We start from the raw sequence: 15822 nt of genomic DNA on the forward strand, positions 1-15822 counted from the left end.
TTCCACGCGACCGACGACGGTCGCTCCCATGCGAAGGCGGATGCGATGCAGGAGCCACTCGGCGGACCGCTCTCGGGCGTGCGCGTCGCCGACTTCTCCCGCGTGCTCGCCGGGCCCTACGCCACCATGATGCTCGCCGATTTCGGCGCCGACGTGATCAAGGTCGAATCGCCCGCGGGCGACGACACGCGCCAGTGGCTCCCGCCTGTCGACGAGGCCGGCCGCTCCACGTACTTCGGCAGCGTCAACCGCAACAAGCGGTCGGTCGTGCTCGACCTCGCGGATGCCGCGGGGCTCGCCGAGGCGCGCCGGCTCGCGACATCCGCCGACGTCGTCATCGAGAACTTCCGCCCCGGCGTCATGGACCGCTTCGAGCTCGACTACGCCCACGTGCGCGCCGGGAACCCCGGTGTCGTGTACTGCTCGATCACGGGGTTCGGCACGGGCGAGGGCGCCTCGCTCGCCGGGTACGACCTGCTCGTGCAGGCCGTCGGGGGGCTCATGAGCATCACGGGGGAGCCCGACGGCGAGCCGAGCAAGGTCGGGGTGGCACTCGTCGACGTGCTCACCGGCCAGAACGCCGTCGCCGGCATCCTGCTCGCGCTGCGCGAGCGCGAGCGCACGGGGCAGGGCCAGCTCGTCGAGGTCAACCTGCTGCAGAGCCTGCTCTCGGCGCTCACCAACCAGGCCTCGTCGACGCTCGCCACGGGCGTGCCGCCCCGCCGGCTCGGCAACGAGCATCCGAGCATCGCGCCGTACGCGGTGTTCCACGCCGCCGACCGCCCGCTCGTGATCGCCGTGGGCAACGACAAGCAGTTCCGGGCGCTCGCCGAGGTGCTGGGCGCCCCCCGTCGGTCGAGTAGTGCGCGGAGCGAGCGTATCGAGACCACGGAGGGTCTCGATACGGCCCTGGCGGGCCTACTCGACCGGCGGGTCGGGCTCGCCGACGACCCGCGCTTCGCCTCCAACACCGACCGGGTCGCGCATCGCGCCGAGCTTCGGGCGGCCATCGAGGCGGCGCTCGCCGCGGCATCCGCGGCGCACTGGGTCGACGCCCTGGCGCGCGCCGGGGTGCCCGCGGGGCTCGTGAACGACGTGGCCGAGGCGATCGCGTTCGCCGAGGGGCTCGGACTCGAGCCGGTGGCCGAGATCGCGGCGGGGGATGACGCGGGGGCGGGGGGTCTCGAGACGCTCGCTGCGCTCGCTCCTCGACCCGCACAGGGCGCCGCTCCTCGACCCGCACACGTGCATCGCTCGATCGCGAACCCGATCGGGCTGTCCGCGTCCCGACCCCGCTACCGCGCCGCGCCGCCCGCCCTGGGCGAGCACGACGGCGCCGACTGGCTCCCACGAGCATGACCGAAAGGACCACCATGACCGCACCGACCGTCACCGCACCCCGCATCGACGCGGTGTTCGACCTCGACGCCCTCCTCAGCGACGAGGAGCGCGAGTGGCGCGACCGCGCGCGCCGCTTCGCGCAGGAGCGCATCCTCCCGGTGATCGAGCAGGACTTCGAGGACAAGCACTTCCGGAAGGAGCTCGTGCGCGAGGCCGGCGAGCTCGGCTTCCTCGGCATGCACCTCGCGGGCTACGGCTGCGCGGGCGCGAGCGCCGTGAGCTACGGCCTCGTGTGCCTCGAGCTCGAGGCCGCCGACTCGGGCTGGCGCACCTTCGTGTCGGTGCAGGGGTCGCTCGCGATGAGCTCGATCCACAAGTACGGCTCCGAGGAGCAGAAGCAGCGCTGGCTGCCGGGCATGGCGACGGGCGAGCTCATCGGATGCTTCGCCCTCACCGAGCCGCAGGGCGGCAGCGATCCCGCCGCCATGACCACGGTCGCGCGCCGCGACGGCGACGGCTGGGTGCTCGACGGCGCGAAGCGCTGGATCGGCCTCGCCTCGCTCGCCGACGTCGCCGTCGTGTGGGCGCGCGTCGAGGACCCGTCGGGCGCGTACGGGCAGGGCGCCCACGCGATCCGCGGCTTCCTCGTTCCCACCTCCACCCCGGGCTTCACCGCCACCCCCATCGACGGCAAGCTCGCGATGCGCGCGTCGGTGCAGTGCGACATCACGTTCGAGGGCGTGCGGCTCGACGCCGACGCGATCCTGCCCGGGGCATCCGGACTCTCTGGGCCCTTCGGCTGCCTCAACGAGGCGCGCTACGGCATCGTGTGGGGCGCGATGGGCGCCGCCCGCTCGTGCCTCGAGGCGGCGCTCGAGCGCTCGGTGACCCGCGAGGTCTTCGGCAAGCCGATCGGCGCGAACCAGCTCATCCAGGCGAAGCTCGCCGACATGTTCCTCGAGGTCGAGAAGGGCGTGCTGCTCGCCCTGCACCTCGGCCGCCTCAAGGAGCGCGGCGCGCTCACGCCCGCGCAGATCTCGGTGGGCAAGCTCAACAGTGTGCGCGAGGCGCTGCAGATCGCGCACGAGGCGCGCGCGATCCTCGCGGGCGACGGCATCACCGACGCGTGGCCCGTCATGCGGCACGCCGCGAACCTCGAGGCGGTGCGCACCTACGAGGGCACCGACGAGATCCACCAGCTCATCCTCGGCCGGGCCCTCACCGGGCTCAACGCGTTCTGAGGGGAACGGCCGTGAGCGAATCCAGGACGGGTCAGCGGGCGGATGCCGCCGCCGAGCCGACGGCCGCGTCGGTGACGGATGCCGCGACCGACGTCGACCGCGCCGTGCGGGACGCTGCGGCATCCGGACTCGACCGTGCGTCGCGCGACGACCGCGCCCGCTGGCTCACCGCGATCGCCGACGCCCTCGAGGCCGCCCGCGACGAGCTCATGGCGATCGCCCGCGAGGAGACCCATCTGTCGGAGGCGCGCCTGAACGGCGAGGTCGGCCGTACCGCGACCCAGCTGCGCTTCTTCGCCGGCGTGGTGCGCGAGGGCTCGTACCTCGAGGCGACGCTCGACTCGCCCGACCGCTCGCTCGTGCCGCCCCGGCCCGACCTGCGGCGCATGCTGCGGCCGCTCGGCGTCGTGGGCGTGTTCGGGGCCTCGAACTTCCCGTTCGCCTTCTCGGTGCTCGGCAACGACACCGCCTCCGCGCTCGCCGCGGGGTGCCCGGTGGTCGCGAAGGCGCACCCGGGGCATCCGCGGCTCTCGCGGCGCACGGTCGAGGTCGCGCGCGACGCACTCGCGGCGGCGGGCGGACCGGAGTCGGCCGTGACCCTCGTCGAAGGGCTCGACGCGGGCGTGGCGCTCGTGACGGATCCGCTCGTGACCGCGGTGGGCTTCACCGGGTCCACGCGCGGCGGACGTGCGCTGTTCGACCTCGCCGCGGCGCGCCCGGCACCCATCCCGTTCTACGGGGAGCTCGGCTCCATCAACCCCGTGGTGGTCACCCGGGCAGCCGCAACCGCCGACGTCGACGGCATCGCCGCGGGCCTCGCCGGCTCGTTCACGCGCGACGGCGGTCAGTACTGCACCAAGCCGGGGCTCGTGCTCGTGCCTGCCGGGGCCGGCTTCGAGGACGCGCTCGCCGGCTCGCTCGCCGGCGCGGCACCGCAGCGGCTGCTCACCGAGGGCATCGCGGCGGCCTTCGACCGAGGGGCCGGAGCCATCGCCGAGCGCGACGACGTCGAGGTGGTCTTCCGCGGCGAGGCGACGGATGCCGCGGCGCCCGTCGTGATCGCCACCTCGGCCGTCGCGTTCGCGCACGCACACGAGGCCTTCCTCGAGGAGCACTTCGGCCCGCTGACCGTGCTCGTGCGCTACGACGGCGACGACGAGCTCGCGGACGCGCTCCGCGTGCTCGAGGGCTCGCTCACCGCGTCGATCCAGCACGCGCCGGGCGAGGACGTCGGGCCGCTCGCAGAGGCGCTCGGCCGCATCTCGGGCCGCCTCGTCTTCAACGGCTGGCCCACGGGCGTCGCCATCGCGTGGGCGCAGCACCACGGCGGATCATGGCCCGCGACGACGGCCTCGGTGCACACGTCGGTCGGGGCGACCGCCATCCGCCGCTGGCTCACCCCGATCGCCTACCAGGACGCGCCCGCGGCCGTGCTGCCGCCCGAGCTCGCCGACGGCAACCCGCTCGGCGTGCCACGCCGTGAGGACGGCGTGCTCGTCGCCGCCCGCTGAGTCGACCCGGGAACGTCGAAGGCCGGCGCCACGCGCGAGCGCGGCGCCGGCCTCTCGCTCGACCGGAGCCCGGGTCAGTTGATGCCGGGGATGATCACCCAGTGGTTCACGAGGACCAGCCAGATGGCGATCACCACGATCGCGGCGATCGTGAGCCCGCGACCGGTGCGACCGCCGGCGAACAGGGCGACGACCAGTGCGATGAGGGTGGCGACGCCGAGCACCACCGAGCCCCAGGGGACGGGCACGAAGAACGACAGGATGAACAGCGCGGCGACGATGATCTCGATGACGCCGACGATCGTGCTGCCGCCGCGTGCGCGAAGGCGCCAGATTCCGTCGACGAGCGCGAGGACGCCGCCGATGATGCCGAAGATGACGAGCAGGCTGAAAGTGATCACGTGGATTCCTTCGGTTGGTGTGGGGGGCACCGCGACGGGGGAGAGGACTCCCTCGACCGCGCTCAGCCTAGCGACGCGGTGGATTCCGCGTCGAGGGTTGCGCTCGCGCCATCCGAACGTGTATGCCGCGGAGGGAATGCTGGCGGAGCGGGTGCGAAATCCACGGATCGGGGAATGGAAACAGGGCGTCATCCGGTTTCACCCCGTGGCCGTCGGCGTGATGGACTCGTCCCCGCCGGGCGACGGACCGAAGCCACGGCACATCCGCCGACATCGCACGACCGATGTCACCGACATCCGAAACGGAGCACCATCCATGCCTCGCACCCGCACCCTGCTCGGCCTCGCCGCCGCATCCGCCGCCGTCATCGCCCTCGCCGCCTGCTCGTCGGGCACCTCCGGGTCGGCAGGCAGCACGGATGCCGCGGGCGACGAGTACGGGCTCGTGACCGCGGGCACCCTCACCGTCGCCACCGAGGGCACCTACCGTCCCTTCAGCTACCACGAGGACGGATCGGGCGACCTCGTCGGCTACGACGTGGAGATCGCCGAGGCGGTGGCCGACGAGCTCGGGCTCGACATCGAGTTCCAGGAGACCCAGTGGGACGCGATCTTCGCGGGTCTCGACGCCGGCCGCTTCGACGTGATCGCGAACCAGGTGTCGATCAACCCGGAGCGCGAGAAGCAGTACCTCTTCAGCCAGCCCTACACCGTCTCGCCCGGCGTCATCGTCGTGAAGCAGGGCGACTCCTCGATCTCGTCGTTCGACGACCTCGCGGGCAAGACCACCGCGCAGTCGCTCACGAGCAACTGGTACGAGCTCGCCCAGGAGTCGGGCGCGAACGTCGAGGCCGTCGAGGGCTGGGCGCAGGCCGTCGCGCTGCTCGAGCAGGGCCGTGTCGACGCGACGATCAACGACAAGCTCACCTTCCTCGACTACGTGAACACCAACGGGGCCTCGGGCCTCGAGGTCGCGGCCGAGACCGACGACCCGTCGCTCAGCGCGCTCGCGTTCACGAAGGACAAGGAGTCGCTCGTCGCGGCGGTCGACGCGGCGCTCGCCGAGCTGCAGGCCGACGGCACGATCGCGAAGATCGGCGAGAAGTACTTCGGCGAGGACGTCTCGGAGTAGCCATGTCCGAGGGCTGGCAGCTGTTCCTCGAGTCGTTCTGGCCCATCGTCTTGGGCGGACTCACCGGCACGATCCCGCTCGCGCTCGCGTCGTTCGCGATCGGGCTCGTGATCGCCCTCGGCATCGCGCTCATGCGGCTGTCGGGCAATCGCGTCGTGTCGGGCATCGCCCGGTTCTACGTGTCGGTGATCCGGGGAACGCCGCTGCTCGTGCAGCTCTTCGTGATCTTCTACGGACTGCCGTCGCTCGGCCTCGTGATCGACCCGTGGCCGAGCGCGATCATCGCGTTCTCGCTCAACGTCGGTGGCTACGGGGCCGAGATCATCCGCGCCGCGATCCTCTCGGTGCCCAAGGGCCAGTGGGAGGCCGGCTACACGATCGGGATGTCGCGGGGCACGACCCTGCGCCGCGTCATCCTGCCGCAGGCCGCGCGCGTCTCGGTGCCGCCGCTCTCGAACACCTTCATCTCGCTCGTGAAGGACACCTCGCTCGCGTCGCTCATCCTCGTGACCGAGCTGTTCCGCGTCGCGCAGCAGATCGCCGCGTTCAGCCAGGAGTTCATGCTGCTCTACCTCGAGGCGGCGCTCATCTACTGGCTGTTCTGCCTCGTGCTCTCGAGCGGGCAGGGCATGATCGAGAAGAGGCTGGACCGCTATGTCGCACACTGACCCGCTGCAACCGCCGCACGCGAACGGCGACGAGACGACCGAGCTGCTCTCGGCACGCGGCATCCGCAAGTCGTTCGGCGACAACGTCGTGCTGCAGGGCATCGACTTCGGGGTGCGTCGCGGCGAGGTCGTCACCCTCATCGGGCCCAGCGGCTCGGGCAAGACCACCGTGCTGCGCTCGCTCAACGGCCTCGAGACGCCGGATGCCGGCACGCTCGAGTTCGACGGCGGCCCCGCGATCGACTTCGCGCGGCCCGTCCCCCCGAAGCAGCGACTCGCGATGCGCGACCGCTCGGCGATGGTGTTCCAGCAGCACAACCTGTTCCCGCACCGGACGGTGCTCGAGAACGTCATCGAGGGCCCGGTGCGCGTGCAGCGGGTGCCGAAGGCGCGTGCGGTCGCCGAGGCCGAGGCGCTGCTCGAGCGGGTGGGGCTGGCCGAGAAGCGCGACGCGTACCCGCACGAGCTCTCGGGCGGGCAGCAGCAGCGCGTCGGCATCGTGCGCGCCCTGGCCCTCAAGCCCGACCTGCTGCTCTTCGACGAGCCCACGAGCGCCCTCGACCCCGAGCTCGTGGGCGAGGTGCTGCACGTCATCAAGGAGCTCGCCGACGAGGGCTGGACGATGGTCGTGGTCACGCATGAGCTGAGCTTCGCGCGCCAGGCCGCCGACGAGGTGCTGTTCATGGACGGCGGCGTGATCGTGGAGCGCGGGGCTCCCGCCGACATCTTCACGAACCCGCGCGAGGAGCGCACCCGGCGATTCCTCGACCGCATCCTGCGGCCGCTCGACTAGCGGGAGCGGGCGCGCCGTCTCGCGACCAGCCGGCCGCCAGCCGCGACGGCGTACCGTGAGCACATGACCGCCAGCGCCCCCGGCTCCGCCGTCGGCGAGCGGGTGCGGGCGGAGGAGCGGGCGAGCGAGCTCGTGCCGGAGCCTGCCCGCGACCCACGGCGCGTGGCCCTCGGGGCGTTCCGGCTCGCGATCGCGGCGACCGAGGTGGTCGCCCTCATCGGCAACTTCACCTACGTGCTCGGCTTCCGCCTCTTCGCGACGGTGAACTTCTTCAGCTACTTCACCGTGCTGTCGGCCATGCTCGCCGTGGTCACGCTGCTCGTCGCCGCCTGGTACGCGATCCTGCGCCCACGGGACCCGGTGTTCCTCGGCGTCTTCCGCACGATGGTCACGGTCTACCTCGTGGTGTCGGGCATCGTGTTCGGCCTCATCGTGGCGCAGGCGTCGAGTGTCGACTACCGCGTCGACGTGCCGTGGTCGGACACGCTCCTGCACTTCGTCGTGCCGGCGCTCGCCCTCATCGCCTGGACGGTCGACGCCGTGATCGCCGTGAACCCGCCGGTGCCCTGGGCGACCGTCGGCTGGGTGCTCGTGATCCCGACGATCTGGCTCGTCTACACGCTCCTGCGCGGCGCCGACGTGGGCTGGTACCCCTACTTCTTCCTCGATGAGACGCAGGTGGGCGGCTTCCCGGGCGTCATCGGCTACTGCGCCGTCGTGCTCGCGATCTTCGTGGCGGTCACCGCAGTGCTCGTGGCCGTGCACCGCGGGTTCGCCCGCAGGGCGGTGCGCCGAGCGGATGCCACGGCCTGACGTCGTCGCGTTCGGTTCCGGCCGGGTCGCGGTGCTGCTCCCGCGTTCGCACCGGCGTCTACGGCGTCGGCGTCGGAGTGGCGGACGGCGTCGGGATCGCCGGGGCGGGCGGCGCGAACGGCGCGAGCGCCGCGAGCACCTCCGCCTCGAAGTCGGCGTCGTTGAGCGTTTCGAGCCGCAGCGCCTGGTCGGCGGCGATGACGCCGACGAGCACCGAATCGGCGCCGGCCGAGGCCGGGTCGAGGTCGAGCCAGGCGGCGACCGTCGGCGCCTCGCCGACGACGGTGAGGACGTTCGGCGCGGATGCCGGCGCGGGCGCTGCGACCGCGGCATCCGTCGCACCGCGCCAGAACGGCTCGTCGAATCGCAGCCAGACGAGGTCGACCACGCCCATGCCGAGCAGCGAGATCGCGCGCTGCTGCCGCAGCGGCAGCGGCGGATCGAACGCGATCGTGTCGGTCTTGAGCACGCCGAGCGATGCGGTGACCACGACGCGGTCGGCGCGCAGCGACTCGCCGGTGTCGAGGCGCAGGCTCACCCGGTCGTCGCTGAGCACGATGTCGGTCACGGCGCTCGCGCCCGCGATGTCGAGGCCGTCGGAGAGCAGCTGGATCAGCCCCTTCCAGCCGTCGACCACGCGGGCGGTCGGCGCCCAGGCTCGGTCGGGGTCGACCTCGAGCGCGGAGACGTGCGTCGGTGCCGCGCCCGTCGCCGGTTCGACGCCGGTGGCGAGGGCGTGCACCAGCCACTCCTCGGGGCTCGCGCCCGAGGCATCCGGTTCGCTGGAGAGCGGCGCGATGCCCGAGCGGGTGAGCGCGGCCGCGAGCGAGACGTCCGACGGCTGCTGCACGGCCCAGGCCTGCGCGTCGCGGATCGCGTCCCAGCCGGTGGGGGGCACGCCGGCGAGCGACTCGCCGCCGACGGTGCGCACGCCGACCACGGGGACGAACGACTCGGTCGTGACGGAGGCGTCGCCGAGCACGCCGCGCATCGAAGCGCCGTCGGAGACGAACGGACTGCCGAGCTCCACGGGCACGGGGAAGTTGTTGTCGGCGACGGTGCGCAGGCGCCCGCCGAGCCGCTCGGACGCCTCGATCACGACCACCTCGAAGCCCGCGTCGGTGAGGCTGCGCGCCGCGGCGAGCCCGGCGATGCCGGCCCCGACCACGGCGATGCGCTCGCCGGGCTCGGCGAGGTCGGCGATCACGCGGGCGGCGCGCAGGCCCTCGCCGTAGGCGCCGTGCACCGTTCCGGGCGCGTCGTCGGAGGTGGCCTCGCCCGCGATCACGAGGCGGTCGCGCACCGGCTCGCCGAGGATCTGGCGTTGGGTGTGATCGCTCCCGACCCCGTCGTAGCTGACCGCGCCCCGCACGAACGGATCGGCGCCCCACCGCGAGCGGCGCATCGCCGTGGGCTGGGGCACCCCGGGTGGCGGGGGAGTGGACGGCGGGGCCGACGTGGTCGCGGGAGCGCTCGAGGGCGTCACGGTGGGTCGCGGCTCGTTCCAGGTGCACCCGGCGAGCGTCGCCGCGACGCCCGAGAGCGTGGCGACGAGGAAGGTGCGCCGCGGCAGTCCGCCGCCGGACGCCGCCCGTGAGTCCATGCTGCTCAGGCTATCCGTTCGTCCGGCTGCATCGCCTCAGCCGGCGGGCGACCCGGCCGCCGCGCGGAAGGCGGCGGCGAACCGGGGCAGGCCCGCCTCGATGGTCTCCATCGTGGCGGTGAGCGAGATGCGGAAGAAGCCCGGCGTCTCGAACATGCGCCCGGGCAGCACGAGCACGCCCTCGCGGTCCAGCGCTCGCGTGAACTCGACATCGTCGTCGAGCGGCGACTCGGGGAAGAGGTAGAACGTCCCTTCGGGCAGGGCGACGCGGTAGCCGATGTCCCGCAGGGCGGCCACCATCACGTCGCGCTTGCGCTGGAAGAGCGGGAGGTCGAACGCGAGCGTCTCGAGCCGCGGCAACGCGTACTGCATCGACACGTTGGGGAAGAGCCATCCGCCCGCGATCTGCACGGTCTCGATCGCATCCCGGAAGGCCTTCCGGTCGGGCATCGTGGGAGGCACGGCGAGGTACCCGACGCGCTCGCCGGGAGACAGCAGCGTCTTGCCGTAGCTGTAGGCGAGGAAGCTCCACGGGTAGAACTCAACCGGGCTGCGGAAGCGCCGGCCGTCGAAGACGATGCGGTTGTAGGCCTCGTCGGAGATGAGGAAGATGCGGCGCCCATTCCGTGCCGACGCCTCCTCGAGGATCGCGGCGAGGCGGTCGAGCGTCGCTGGCGGATAGATCCGCCCGGTGGGGTTGTTCGGGCTGTTCACGATCACGATGCGCGTGCGCGGCGTGATGGCGGCCGCGATGGCGTCGAGGTCGAGGTCGAGCGTCTCCCGGTCGATCGACACCTTCACCGGCACGAGTCCGGCCTCCAGGATGAGCGGCTCGTAGAGGAACCACGGCGGGAGGCTGTAGACGACCTCGTCGCCCGCGTCGCCGACGATCTTCAGCGCGGTCGAGATCGCCGCGAAGCCGCCCGTGGTCAGGTGCACGTCGCCGACCTCGAAGGGAATGCCGAGGTGCCGGCGCAGCGACTCCGTCGCGGCCTCGATGGCCTTCGCGTCGCCGAAGTTGTACGCGAACCACAGCTCGTGCTGCGGCACCAGGGCGTCGCGGAGAATGTCGACGTACGCCTGCGACGGCGGGTCGTGCGGATCGCCGAACGTGAAGTCGAGCACGCCGGGCTCGTGCCGTCGATGCTCGTAGCCCGAGAGCCGGTAGAACTCGTACAGCAACTGGAACGGCGTCGCAGCGGCGACGGATGCGACTCGGTCGGAGGTGGATCGGTCGGCCATGAACTCGTCTCCCCCCGGAGATCTTGAGCGTCGTCGGCACGACGGCCCTGCGGATGCCGCCCATGGTACTCCCAGGGCGGCATCCGCCTTCGCGTCAGGCCGCGAAGCCGTCGGCGACCGTGAGGGCCTCATCGATGATGTCGAGGCCGCGCACCAGTTCCTGCTCGGTGATGACGAGCGGCGGTGCCACGTGCATGCGGTTGAAGTGCACGAACGGCCAGAGGCCGGCCTGCTTGCAGGCGGCGGCGACGGCGGCCATCGGCGCGGCATCCGCCCCGCTCGCGTTGAACGGCACGAGGGGTTCGCGGGTCTCGCGGTCGCGTACGAGCTCGATCGCCCAGAAGAGGCCGAGCCCGCGCACGTCGCCGACCGACGGATGCGTCGCCGCGATCTCGCGCAGGCGCGGCTCGACGACGCGCTCGCCGAGGTCGCGCACGCGCTCGAGGATGCCGTCGCGCTCGAACACCTCGAACGTCGCGACGCCCGCGGCGCACGCGAGCGGGTGGCCCGAGTACGTGAGGCCGCCCATGAACGCGACGGTGTCGAAGTGCGACGCGATCCGCTGCGAGATCACCACGCCGCCGAGCGGCACGTACCCGGAGTTCACGCCCTTGGCGAAGGTGATGAGGTCGGGCACGACGCCGAAGTGGTTCACCGCGAACCACTCGCCGACGCGGCCGAAGCCCACCATGACCTCGTCGGCGATGTAGACGATGCCGTACTTGTCGGCGAGCGCTCGCACGCCCTGCAGGTAGCCGGGCGGGGGCACGAGCACGCCGTTCGTGCCCACGACGGTCTCGAGGATGATCGCCGCGACCGTGTTCGCGCCCTCGAGGGTGATGACCTGCTCGAGGTGGGCGAGCGCGCGCTCGGTCTCCTGCTCGGGGCTGTCGGAATGGAACGACGACCGGTAGGGGTACGGGCCGAGGAAGTGCGCGACGCTGCCGTCGCTCGGCTCGTTCGCCCAGCGGCGGGGATCGCCCGTGAGCGAGATCGCCGTGGCGGTGCCGCCGTGGTAGCTGCGGTACATCGACAGCACCTTGCGGCGGCCGGTGACGGCGCGGGCCATGCGCACGGCGTATTCGTTCGCGTCCGCCCCGCCGTTCGTGAAGAACACCTTGTCGAGGTCGCCGGGGGCCACCTCGGCGATGCGCCGGGCGAGCTCGCCGCGCACGTCGGAGGCCATCGACGGCTGGATCGTCGCGAGGCGGCCCGCCTGCTGCTGGATCGCCGCGACGAGGTCGGGGTGCTGGTGCCCGAGGTTGAGGTTCACGAGCTGGCTCGAGAAGTCGAGGAACGAGTTGCCCTGGTAGTCCCAGAACGTCGAGCCCTCGCCCGCGGCCACGGGCAGCGGGTCGATGAGGGCCTGCGCGCTCCAGGAGTGGAAGACGTGGCTGCGGTCGTCGGCGCGCACCTGCGCCTCGGCGGCGGCATCGGGCAGCGGATGCCGCGTGCCGTGCCGATCGGTGTACGTCGCCGTCTCGACGAGCGTGTCGGTCATGGAGGGTCCTTTCGGGTCGCCGGTCGAGTAGCGGCGGAGCCGCCTATCGAGACCCGGTCGTCGCTGGTCTCGATACGCGCTGCGCGCTTCTCGACCGGCGGGATGGTCTCGATACGCGCTGCGCGCTTCTCGACCGGCGGGATGACTAGTGGTTCGAGGGGAAGCCGAGGTTGATCTGCGACTCGCTCGGCTCGGGCCAGCGCGAGGTCACGACCTTCGAGCGGGTGTAGAAGTGCACCGACTCGGGGCCGTAGATGTGCGAGTCGCCGAAGAGCGAGTTCTTCCAGCCGCCGAACGAGTACGCGCCGATCGGCACGGGGATCGGCACGTTCACGCCGACCATGCCGACCTCGATGTCGAACTCGAAGCGGCGCGCGGTGCCGCCGTCGCGCGTGAAGATCGCGACGCCGTTCGCGAAGCGGCTCGCGTTGATGAGCTCGACCGCCTCCTCGTACGACTCGACGCGCACGACCGAGAGCACCGGGCCGAAGATCTCGTCCTCGTACACCTTCATGCCGGGCTGCACGTGGTCGACGAGCGAGACGCCCACGAAGAAGCCGTCGTTGTCGAACTGCTGCTGCGTGCCGTCGACGACGACCGTGGCGCCCTCGGCCGCGGCGTTCGTGACGTACGAGGCGACCTTGTCGCGGTGCTCGCGCGTGATGAGGGGGCCCATCTCGCTCGAGGGGTCGGTGCCGTCGCCGATCTTCAGCGCGCCCATGCGCGAGCGCACGGCCTCGACGAGGTCGTCGGCCACGTCGCCCACGGCGACGAGCACCGACACGGCCATGCAGCGCTCGCCGGCCGAGCCGTATGCGGCCGACACCGCGGCATCCGCTGCGCCCTCGAGGTCGGCGTCGGGCATGACGACCATGTGGTTCTTCGCGCCGCCGAGCGCCTGGACGCGCTTGCCGTTGGCTGAGGCGCGCTCGTAGATCGAGCGGGCGATCGGGGTGGAGCCGACGAACGAGATCGCGCGCACGTCGGGCGAGTCGAGGATCGCGTCGACCGCGACCTTGTCGCCGTTGACGACGTTGAGCACGCCGTCGGGGAGCCCGGCCTCCTGGAAGAGCTTCGCGAGGAAGAGCGAGGCGCTCGGGTCCTTCTCGGACGGCTTCAGCACGACCGTGTTGCCGCACGCGATCGCCGAGGCGACCATCCACAGCGGCACCATGACGGGGAAGTTGAACGGCGTGATCGCCCCGACGACGCCCACGGGCTGCTTCACCGAGTGCACGTCGACGCCGCGCGCGACCTGCTCCGAGCGCTCGCCCTTCAGCAGGTGCACGAGGCCGGCGGCGAACTCGATGTTCTCGATGCCGCGCGAGATCTCGCCCTTGGCGTCGGAGATGACCTTGCCGTGCTCGTTCGTGAGGATCTCGGCGAGCTCGTCCTGGCGCTCGACGAGCAGGTGACGCAGCTTGAAGAACACGTCGGCGCGCTTCACGAGCCCGGTCGCGCGCCAGCCCGGCAGCGCGGCCTTGGCCGTGGCGATCGCGGCGTCGACCTCCTCGGTCGAGGCGAAGGCGACCTCGCGGGCGACCTCGCCCGTGGCGGGGTTGTACACGGGACCGGTGCGGTCGGCGCTGCCGACCTCCTGTCCGCCGACGAAGTGTCGGACGAGGGTGCGGGTGAGGGTGTCGCTCATGGCGCTCCTTGGTGCGTTCGGGTGGCGGATGCCGCGGCATCCGCAGCTGCAGTGCAGCCGGCTCGCAATCATCGGACAGATCGACCGACGTCGTCTAAGCTGGCGTTTCCCCCAGTGTGACAGAGGCAGAGAGGCGGCTCGGATGGCACTCCGTCGCGAAGACGAGTCGATTCGAACGGATCGTCCGGACGGTGCTCCTGCGTCGGTGCCCAGTGATGACGGGCTCCCGACGGTTCGTGAGATCCTCGAGCTCGACGCGTTCGCGGGCGGGGTCGCCGAGGTGCTCGTGGGCGACGCGGCCCTCGAGGCGAGGGTGCGGTGGGTGCACGTCTCCGACAGTCCGGGGGTGGCGCGGCTGCTCGACGGCGGCGAGCTGCTGCTGTCGACGGGCGCGGGCTGGCCGGCCGAGCCCGACGAGTTGCGGGCGCTCATCGCCGGGCTCGTCGAGACGGGGCTCTCGGGGCTCGTGCTCGAGCTCGGCGCCCACTACCGCTACGTGCCCGCGGTCGTCGTCGACACCGCAGCAGAACACGGTCTCGCGCTCGTCGCCCTGCACCGCGAGGTGAAGTTCGTCGCCCTCACCGAGGCCGTGCACCGGCGCATCATCTCGGAGCAGACCGCGGCGCTGCACGCCCGCGACGAGGTGCGCGAGCGCTTCACGGCGCTCGCCCTGCGCGGCGCGCCCGCCGACTTCATCGTGCAGCAGCTCGCGCAGACGCTCGGCTCGCCCGTGGTGCTCGAGAACCTCGCGCACGAGGTCGTCGCCGCGGAGGTGGCGCCGTCGGCCGAGCACGAGCTGCTGGCCGACTGGCAACGGCGCTCGCGCGACGCGCATCGTCGCGACGCCGACCGCCGCCGAGCCCATGCGGCGGCGCCCGCCGACGGCTGGCTCGTCGTGCCCGTCGAGGCGCGCGGCATCCGCTGGGGCCACCTGATCGCGTTGCCGGGGCCGGCGCACCCTGCGGGCCGAACGAGCGTGCTCGAGCAGGGCGCGATCGCCCTCGCCCTCGGCCGCCTCGCCGACGGCGACGACGACTCGTGGGCGCGCATCGGCCGGCAGCGACTCGTCGAGGGGCTCCTCGCGGGGCGCTTCGCAGGCGTCGCCGGCGCGACCGCCCGGGTCGAGGCGGCGGGGCTCCCGCTCATGGGGGCGAGCCTGTTCGGCCTCGTGGTGACCGGTGGCCGGGTTGCCACCGGCGTAGCGGATGCCGCGGCCAGGGCCCTCGGCGGCCGCGCCCTCGACGGCACGGCACCGGGCGGTGCGGCGCCTGCGTCGGCGCGGGTGGTGCTGCTGTCGCTGCCCGGCGGAACGCGGTTCGATGACGCCGCAGCGCGGCGGTTCGCGGCGTCGCTCGTGGGTGCTGCCGGTCCGGCGGATGCCGCTGCGGCCGGCGTCGTGCTCTCGATCGGCACGCCCGCGCGCGACCTCGAGGGCATGCTCGTGGCGGTGCAGGAGTCGCTCGACCTCGCCGCGACGCCCCTGCCGCGCGCGGCGCGCGGTCCCGTCATCCGCCGTGCCGACGATCGGCCGCTCGTTCGGCTCGTGACGTCGCTGCGCGACGACCACCGGCTGCAGGAGCACGGCGAGCGCATGCTCGCGCCGCTCATCGAGTACGACCTCGCGCGCGGCGGCGACCTGCTCGACGTGCTCGGCGCGATGCTCGCGCACCCCGGCAACCGCACCGCAGCGGCGGCGGCGAGCCACCTCTCGCGATCGGTGTTCTACCAGCGGCTCGCGCTCATCGGAGACCTGCTCGACGCCGACCTCGACGACGGCGAGACGCTCACGGCGTTGCACCTGGCGCTGCTCGTGCGGCGCACCGCGGCGCGCTGACCCCTCTCCCCGCCGGTCGAGTAGCGAAGCGTATCGAGACCCGAGCCGCAGATGGTCTCGATACGCGCTCCGCGCTACTAGACCGGCGGGTGCG

General features: G+C 72.4%; 13 protein-coding genes. 8 read left to right on the forward strand and 5 right to left on the reverse strand.

Translation table 11 applies throughout. The annotated features are described in order from the left end of the window. Positions 1–45: 45 nt before the first annotated feature. From EDM22_RS09305 to EDM22_RS09315, 3 genes are read left to right on the forward strand one after another with little or no spacing between them, the layout of a single operon-like run. Complete coding sequence (locus tag EDM22_RS09305) at positions 46–1359, forward strand: CaiB/BaiF CoA transferase family protein (protein WP_122936779.1); 1314 nt, start codon at positions 46–48, stop codon at positions 1357–1359. A 14-nt stretch (positions 1360–1373) separates the two neighbouring features. Further along, a complete protein-coding gene (locus EDM22_RS09310; RefSeq protein ID WP_122936780.1) occupies positions 1374–2582 on the forward strand; it encodes an acyl-CoA dehydrogenase family protein in 1209 nt (402 codons plus the stop codon). 11 nt (positions 2583–2593) lie between these two features. Next, positions 2594–4093, forward strand: coding sequence for an aldehyde dehydrogenase (NADP(+)) (locus EDM22_RS09315; RefSeq protein WP_245989294.1), 1500 nt, complete (start codon positions 2594–2596; stop codon positions 4091–4093). A gap of 74 nt (positions 4094–4167) precedes the next feature. Here EDM22_RS09315 and EDM22_RS09320 read toward each other — a convergent pair whose 3' ends face one another. After that, the gene (locus EDM22_RS09320) at positions 4168–4494 is read right to left on the reverse strand and encodes a hypothetical protein (protein ID WP_122936782.1); all 327 of its coding nucleotides are present in this window, start codon (positions 4492–4494) and stop codon (positions 4168–4170) included. 316 nt (positions 4495–4810) lie between these two features. On the opposite strand from EDM22_RS09320, the gene EDM22_RS09325 reads away from it, so the two are divergent. From EDM22_RS09325 to EDM22_RS09340, 4 genes are all read left to right on the forward strand, one after another. Then, positions 4811–5626, forward strand: a complete 816-nt coding sequence (locus EDM22_RS09325) for an amino acid ABC transporter substrate-binding protein (RefSeq protein WP_122936783.1) — start codon at positions 4811–4813, stop codon at positions 5624–5626. Positions 5627–5628: 2 nt separating this feature from the next. Further along, a complete protein-coding gene (locus tag EDM22_RS09330; RefSeq protein WP_122936784.1) occupies positions 5629–6294 on the forward strand; it encodes an amino acid ABC transporter permease in 666 nt (221 codons plus the stop codon). Continuing rightward, a complete protein-coding gene (locus EDM22_RS09335; RefSeq protein ID WP_122936785.1) occupies positions 6281–7087 on the forward strand; it encodes an amino acid ABC transporter ATP-binding protein in 807 nt (268 codons plus the stop codon). Before EDM22_RS09330 ends, EDM22_RS09335 begins: the two co-directional genes overlap by 14 nt. 63 nt (positions 7088–7150) lie before the next feature. Beyond that, entirely contained in the window at positions 7151–7900 is a 750-nt protein-coding gene (locus tag EDM22_RS09340) for a Pr6Pr family membrane protein (RefSeq protein WP_122936786.1), read from the forward strand. A gap of 58 nt (positions 7901–7958) precedes the next feature. Here the strand turns inward: EDM22_RS09340 and EDM22_RS09345 are convergent, their stop codons facing one another. The 4 genes from EDM22_RS09345 to EDM22_RS09360 form a co-directional block, all read right to left on the reverse strand. Next, entirely contained in the window at positions 7959–9503 is a 1545-nt protein-coding gene (locus EDM22_RS09345; RefSeq protein ID WP_122936787.1) for a flavin monoamine oxidase family protein, read from the reverse strand. Between the two features lie 36 nt (positions 9504–9539). Beyond that, positions 9540–10745 (reverse strand): aminotransferase class I/II-fold pyridoxal phosphate-dependent enzyme, encoded by a 1206-nt coding sequence (locus EDM22_RS09350; RefSeq protein ID WP_122936788.1) that lies wholly within the window; start codon positions 10743–10745, stop codon positions 9540–9542. A gap of 94 nt (positions 10746–10839) precedes the next feature. After that, a complete protein-coding gene (locus EDM22_RS09355) occupies positions 10840–12246 on the reverse strand; it encodes an aspartate aminotransferase family protein (RefSeq protein WP_122936789.1) in 1407 nt (468 codons plus the stop codon). A 145-nt stretch (positions 12247–12391) separates the two neighbouring features. Continuing rightward, entirely contained in the window at positions 12392–13894 is a 1503-nt protein-coding gene (locus EDM22_RS09360) for a CoA-acylating methylmalonate-semialdehyde dehydrogenase (RefSeq protein WP_122936790.1), read from the reverse strand. Between the two features lie 205 nt (positions 13895–14099). On the opposite strand from EDM22_RS09360, the gene EDM22_RS09365 reads away from it, so the two are divergent. Then, positions 14100–15728, forward strand: a complete 1629-nt coding sequence (locus EDM22_RS09365; RefSeq protein ID WP_342768507.1) for a PucR family transcriptional regulator — start codon at positions 14100–14102, stop codon at positions 15726–15728. Positions 15729–15822: the final 94 nt, after the last annotated feature.

This window comes from Agromyces tardus (assembly GCF_003710805.1).
Lineage (GTDB): Bacteria > Actinomycetota > Actinomycetes > Actinomycetales > Microbacteriaceae > Agromyces > Agromyces tardus.

What these genes read in the sequence shown, in the direction of transcription:
- EDM22_RS09305 (WP_122936779.1), top strand. Translation starts at nt 46, where the DNA reads ATGCAGGAGCCACTCGGCGGACCGCTCTCGGGCGTGCGCGTCGCCGAC.
- EDM22_RS09310 (WP_122936780.1), top strand. Translation starts at nt 1,374, where the DNA reads ATGACCGCACCGACCGTCACCGCACCCCGCATCGACGCGGTGTTCGAC.
- EDM22_RS09325 (WP_122936783.1), top strand. Translation starts at nt 4,811, where the DNA reads ATGCCTCGCACCCGCACCCTGCTCGGCCTCGCCGCCGCATCCGCCGCC.
- EDM22_RS09330 (WP_122936784.1), top strand. Translation starts at nt 5,629, where the DNA reads ATGTCCGAGGGCTGGCAGCTGTTCCTCGAGTCGTTCTGGCCCATCGTC.
- EDM22_RS09335 (WP_122936785.1), top strand. Translation starts at nt 6,281, where the DNA reads ATGTCGCACACTGACCCGCTGCAACCGCCGCACGCGAACGGCGACGAG.
- EDM22_RS09340 (WP_122936786.1), top strand. Translation starts at nt 7,151, where the DNA reads ATGACCGCCAGCGCCCCCGGCTCCGCCGTCGGCGAGCGGGTGCGGGCG.
- EDM22_RS09345 (WP_122936787.1), bottom strand. Translation starts at nt 9,503, where the DNA reads ATGGACTCACGGGCGGCGTCCGGCGGCGGACTGCCGCGGCGCACCTTC.
- EDM22_RS09350 (WP_122936788.1), bottom strand. Translation starts at nt 10,745, where the DNA reads ATGGCCGACCGATCCACCTCCGACCGAGTCGCATCCGTCGCCGCTGCG.
- EDM22_RS09355 (WP_122936789.1), bottom strand. Translation starts at nt 12,246, where the DNA reads ATGACCGACACGCTCGTCGAGACGGCGACGTACACCGATCGGCACGGC.
- EDM22_RS09360 (WP_122936790.1), bottom strand. Translation starts at nt 13,894, where the DNA reads ATGAGCGACACCCTCACCCGCACCCTCGTCCGACACTTCGTCGGCGGA.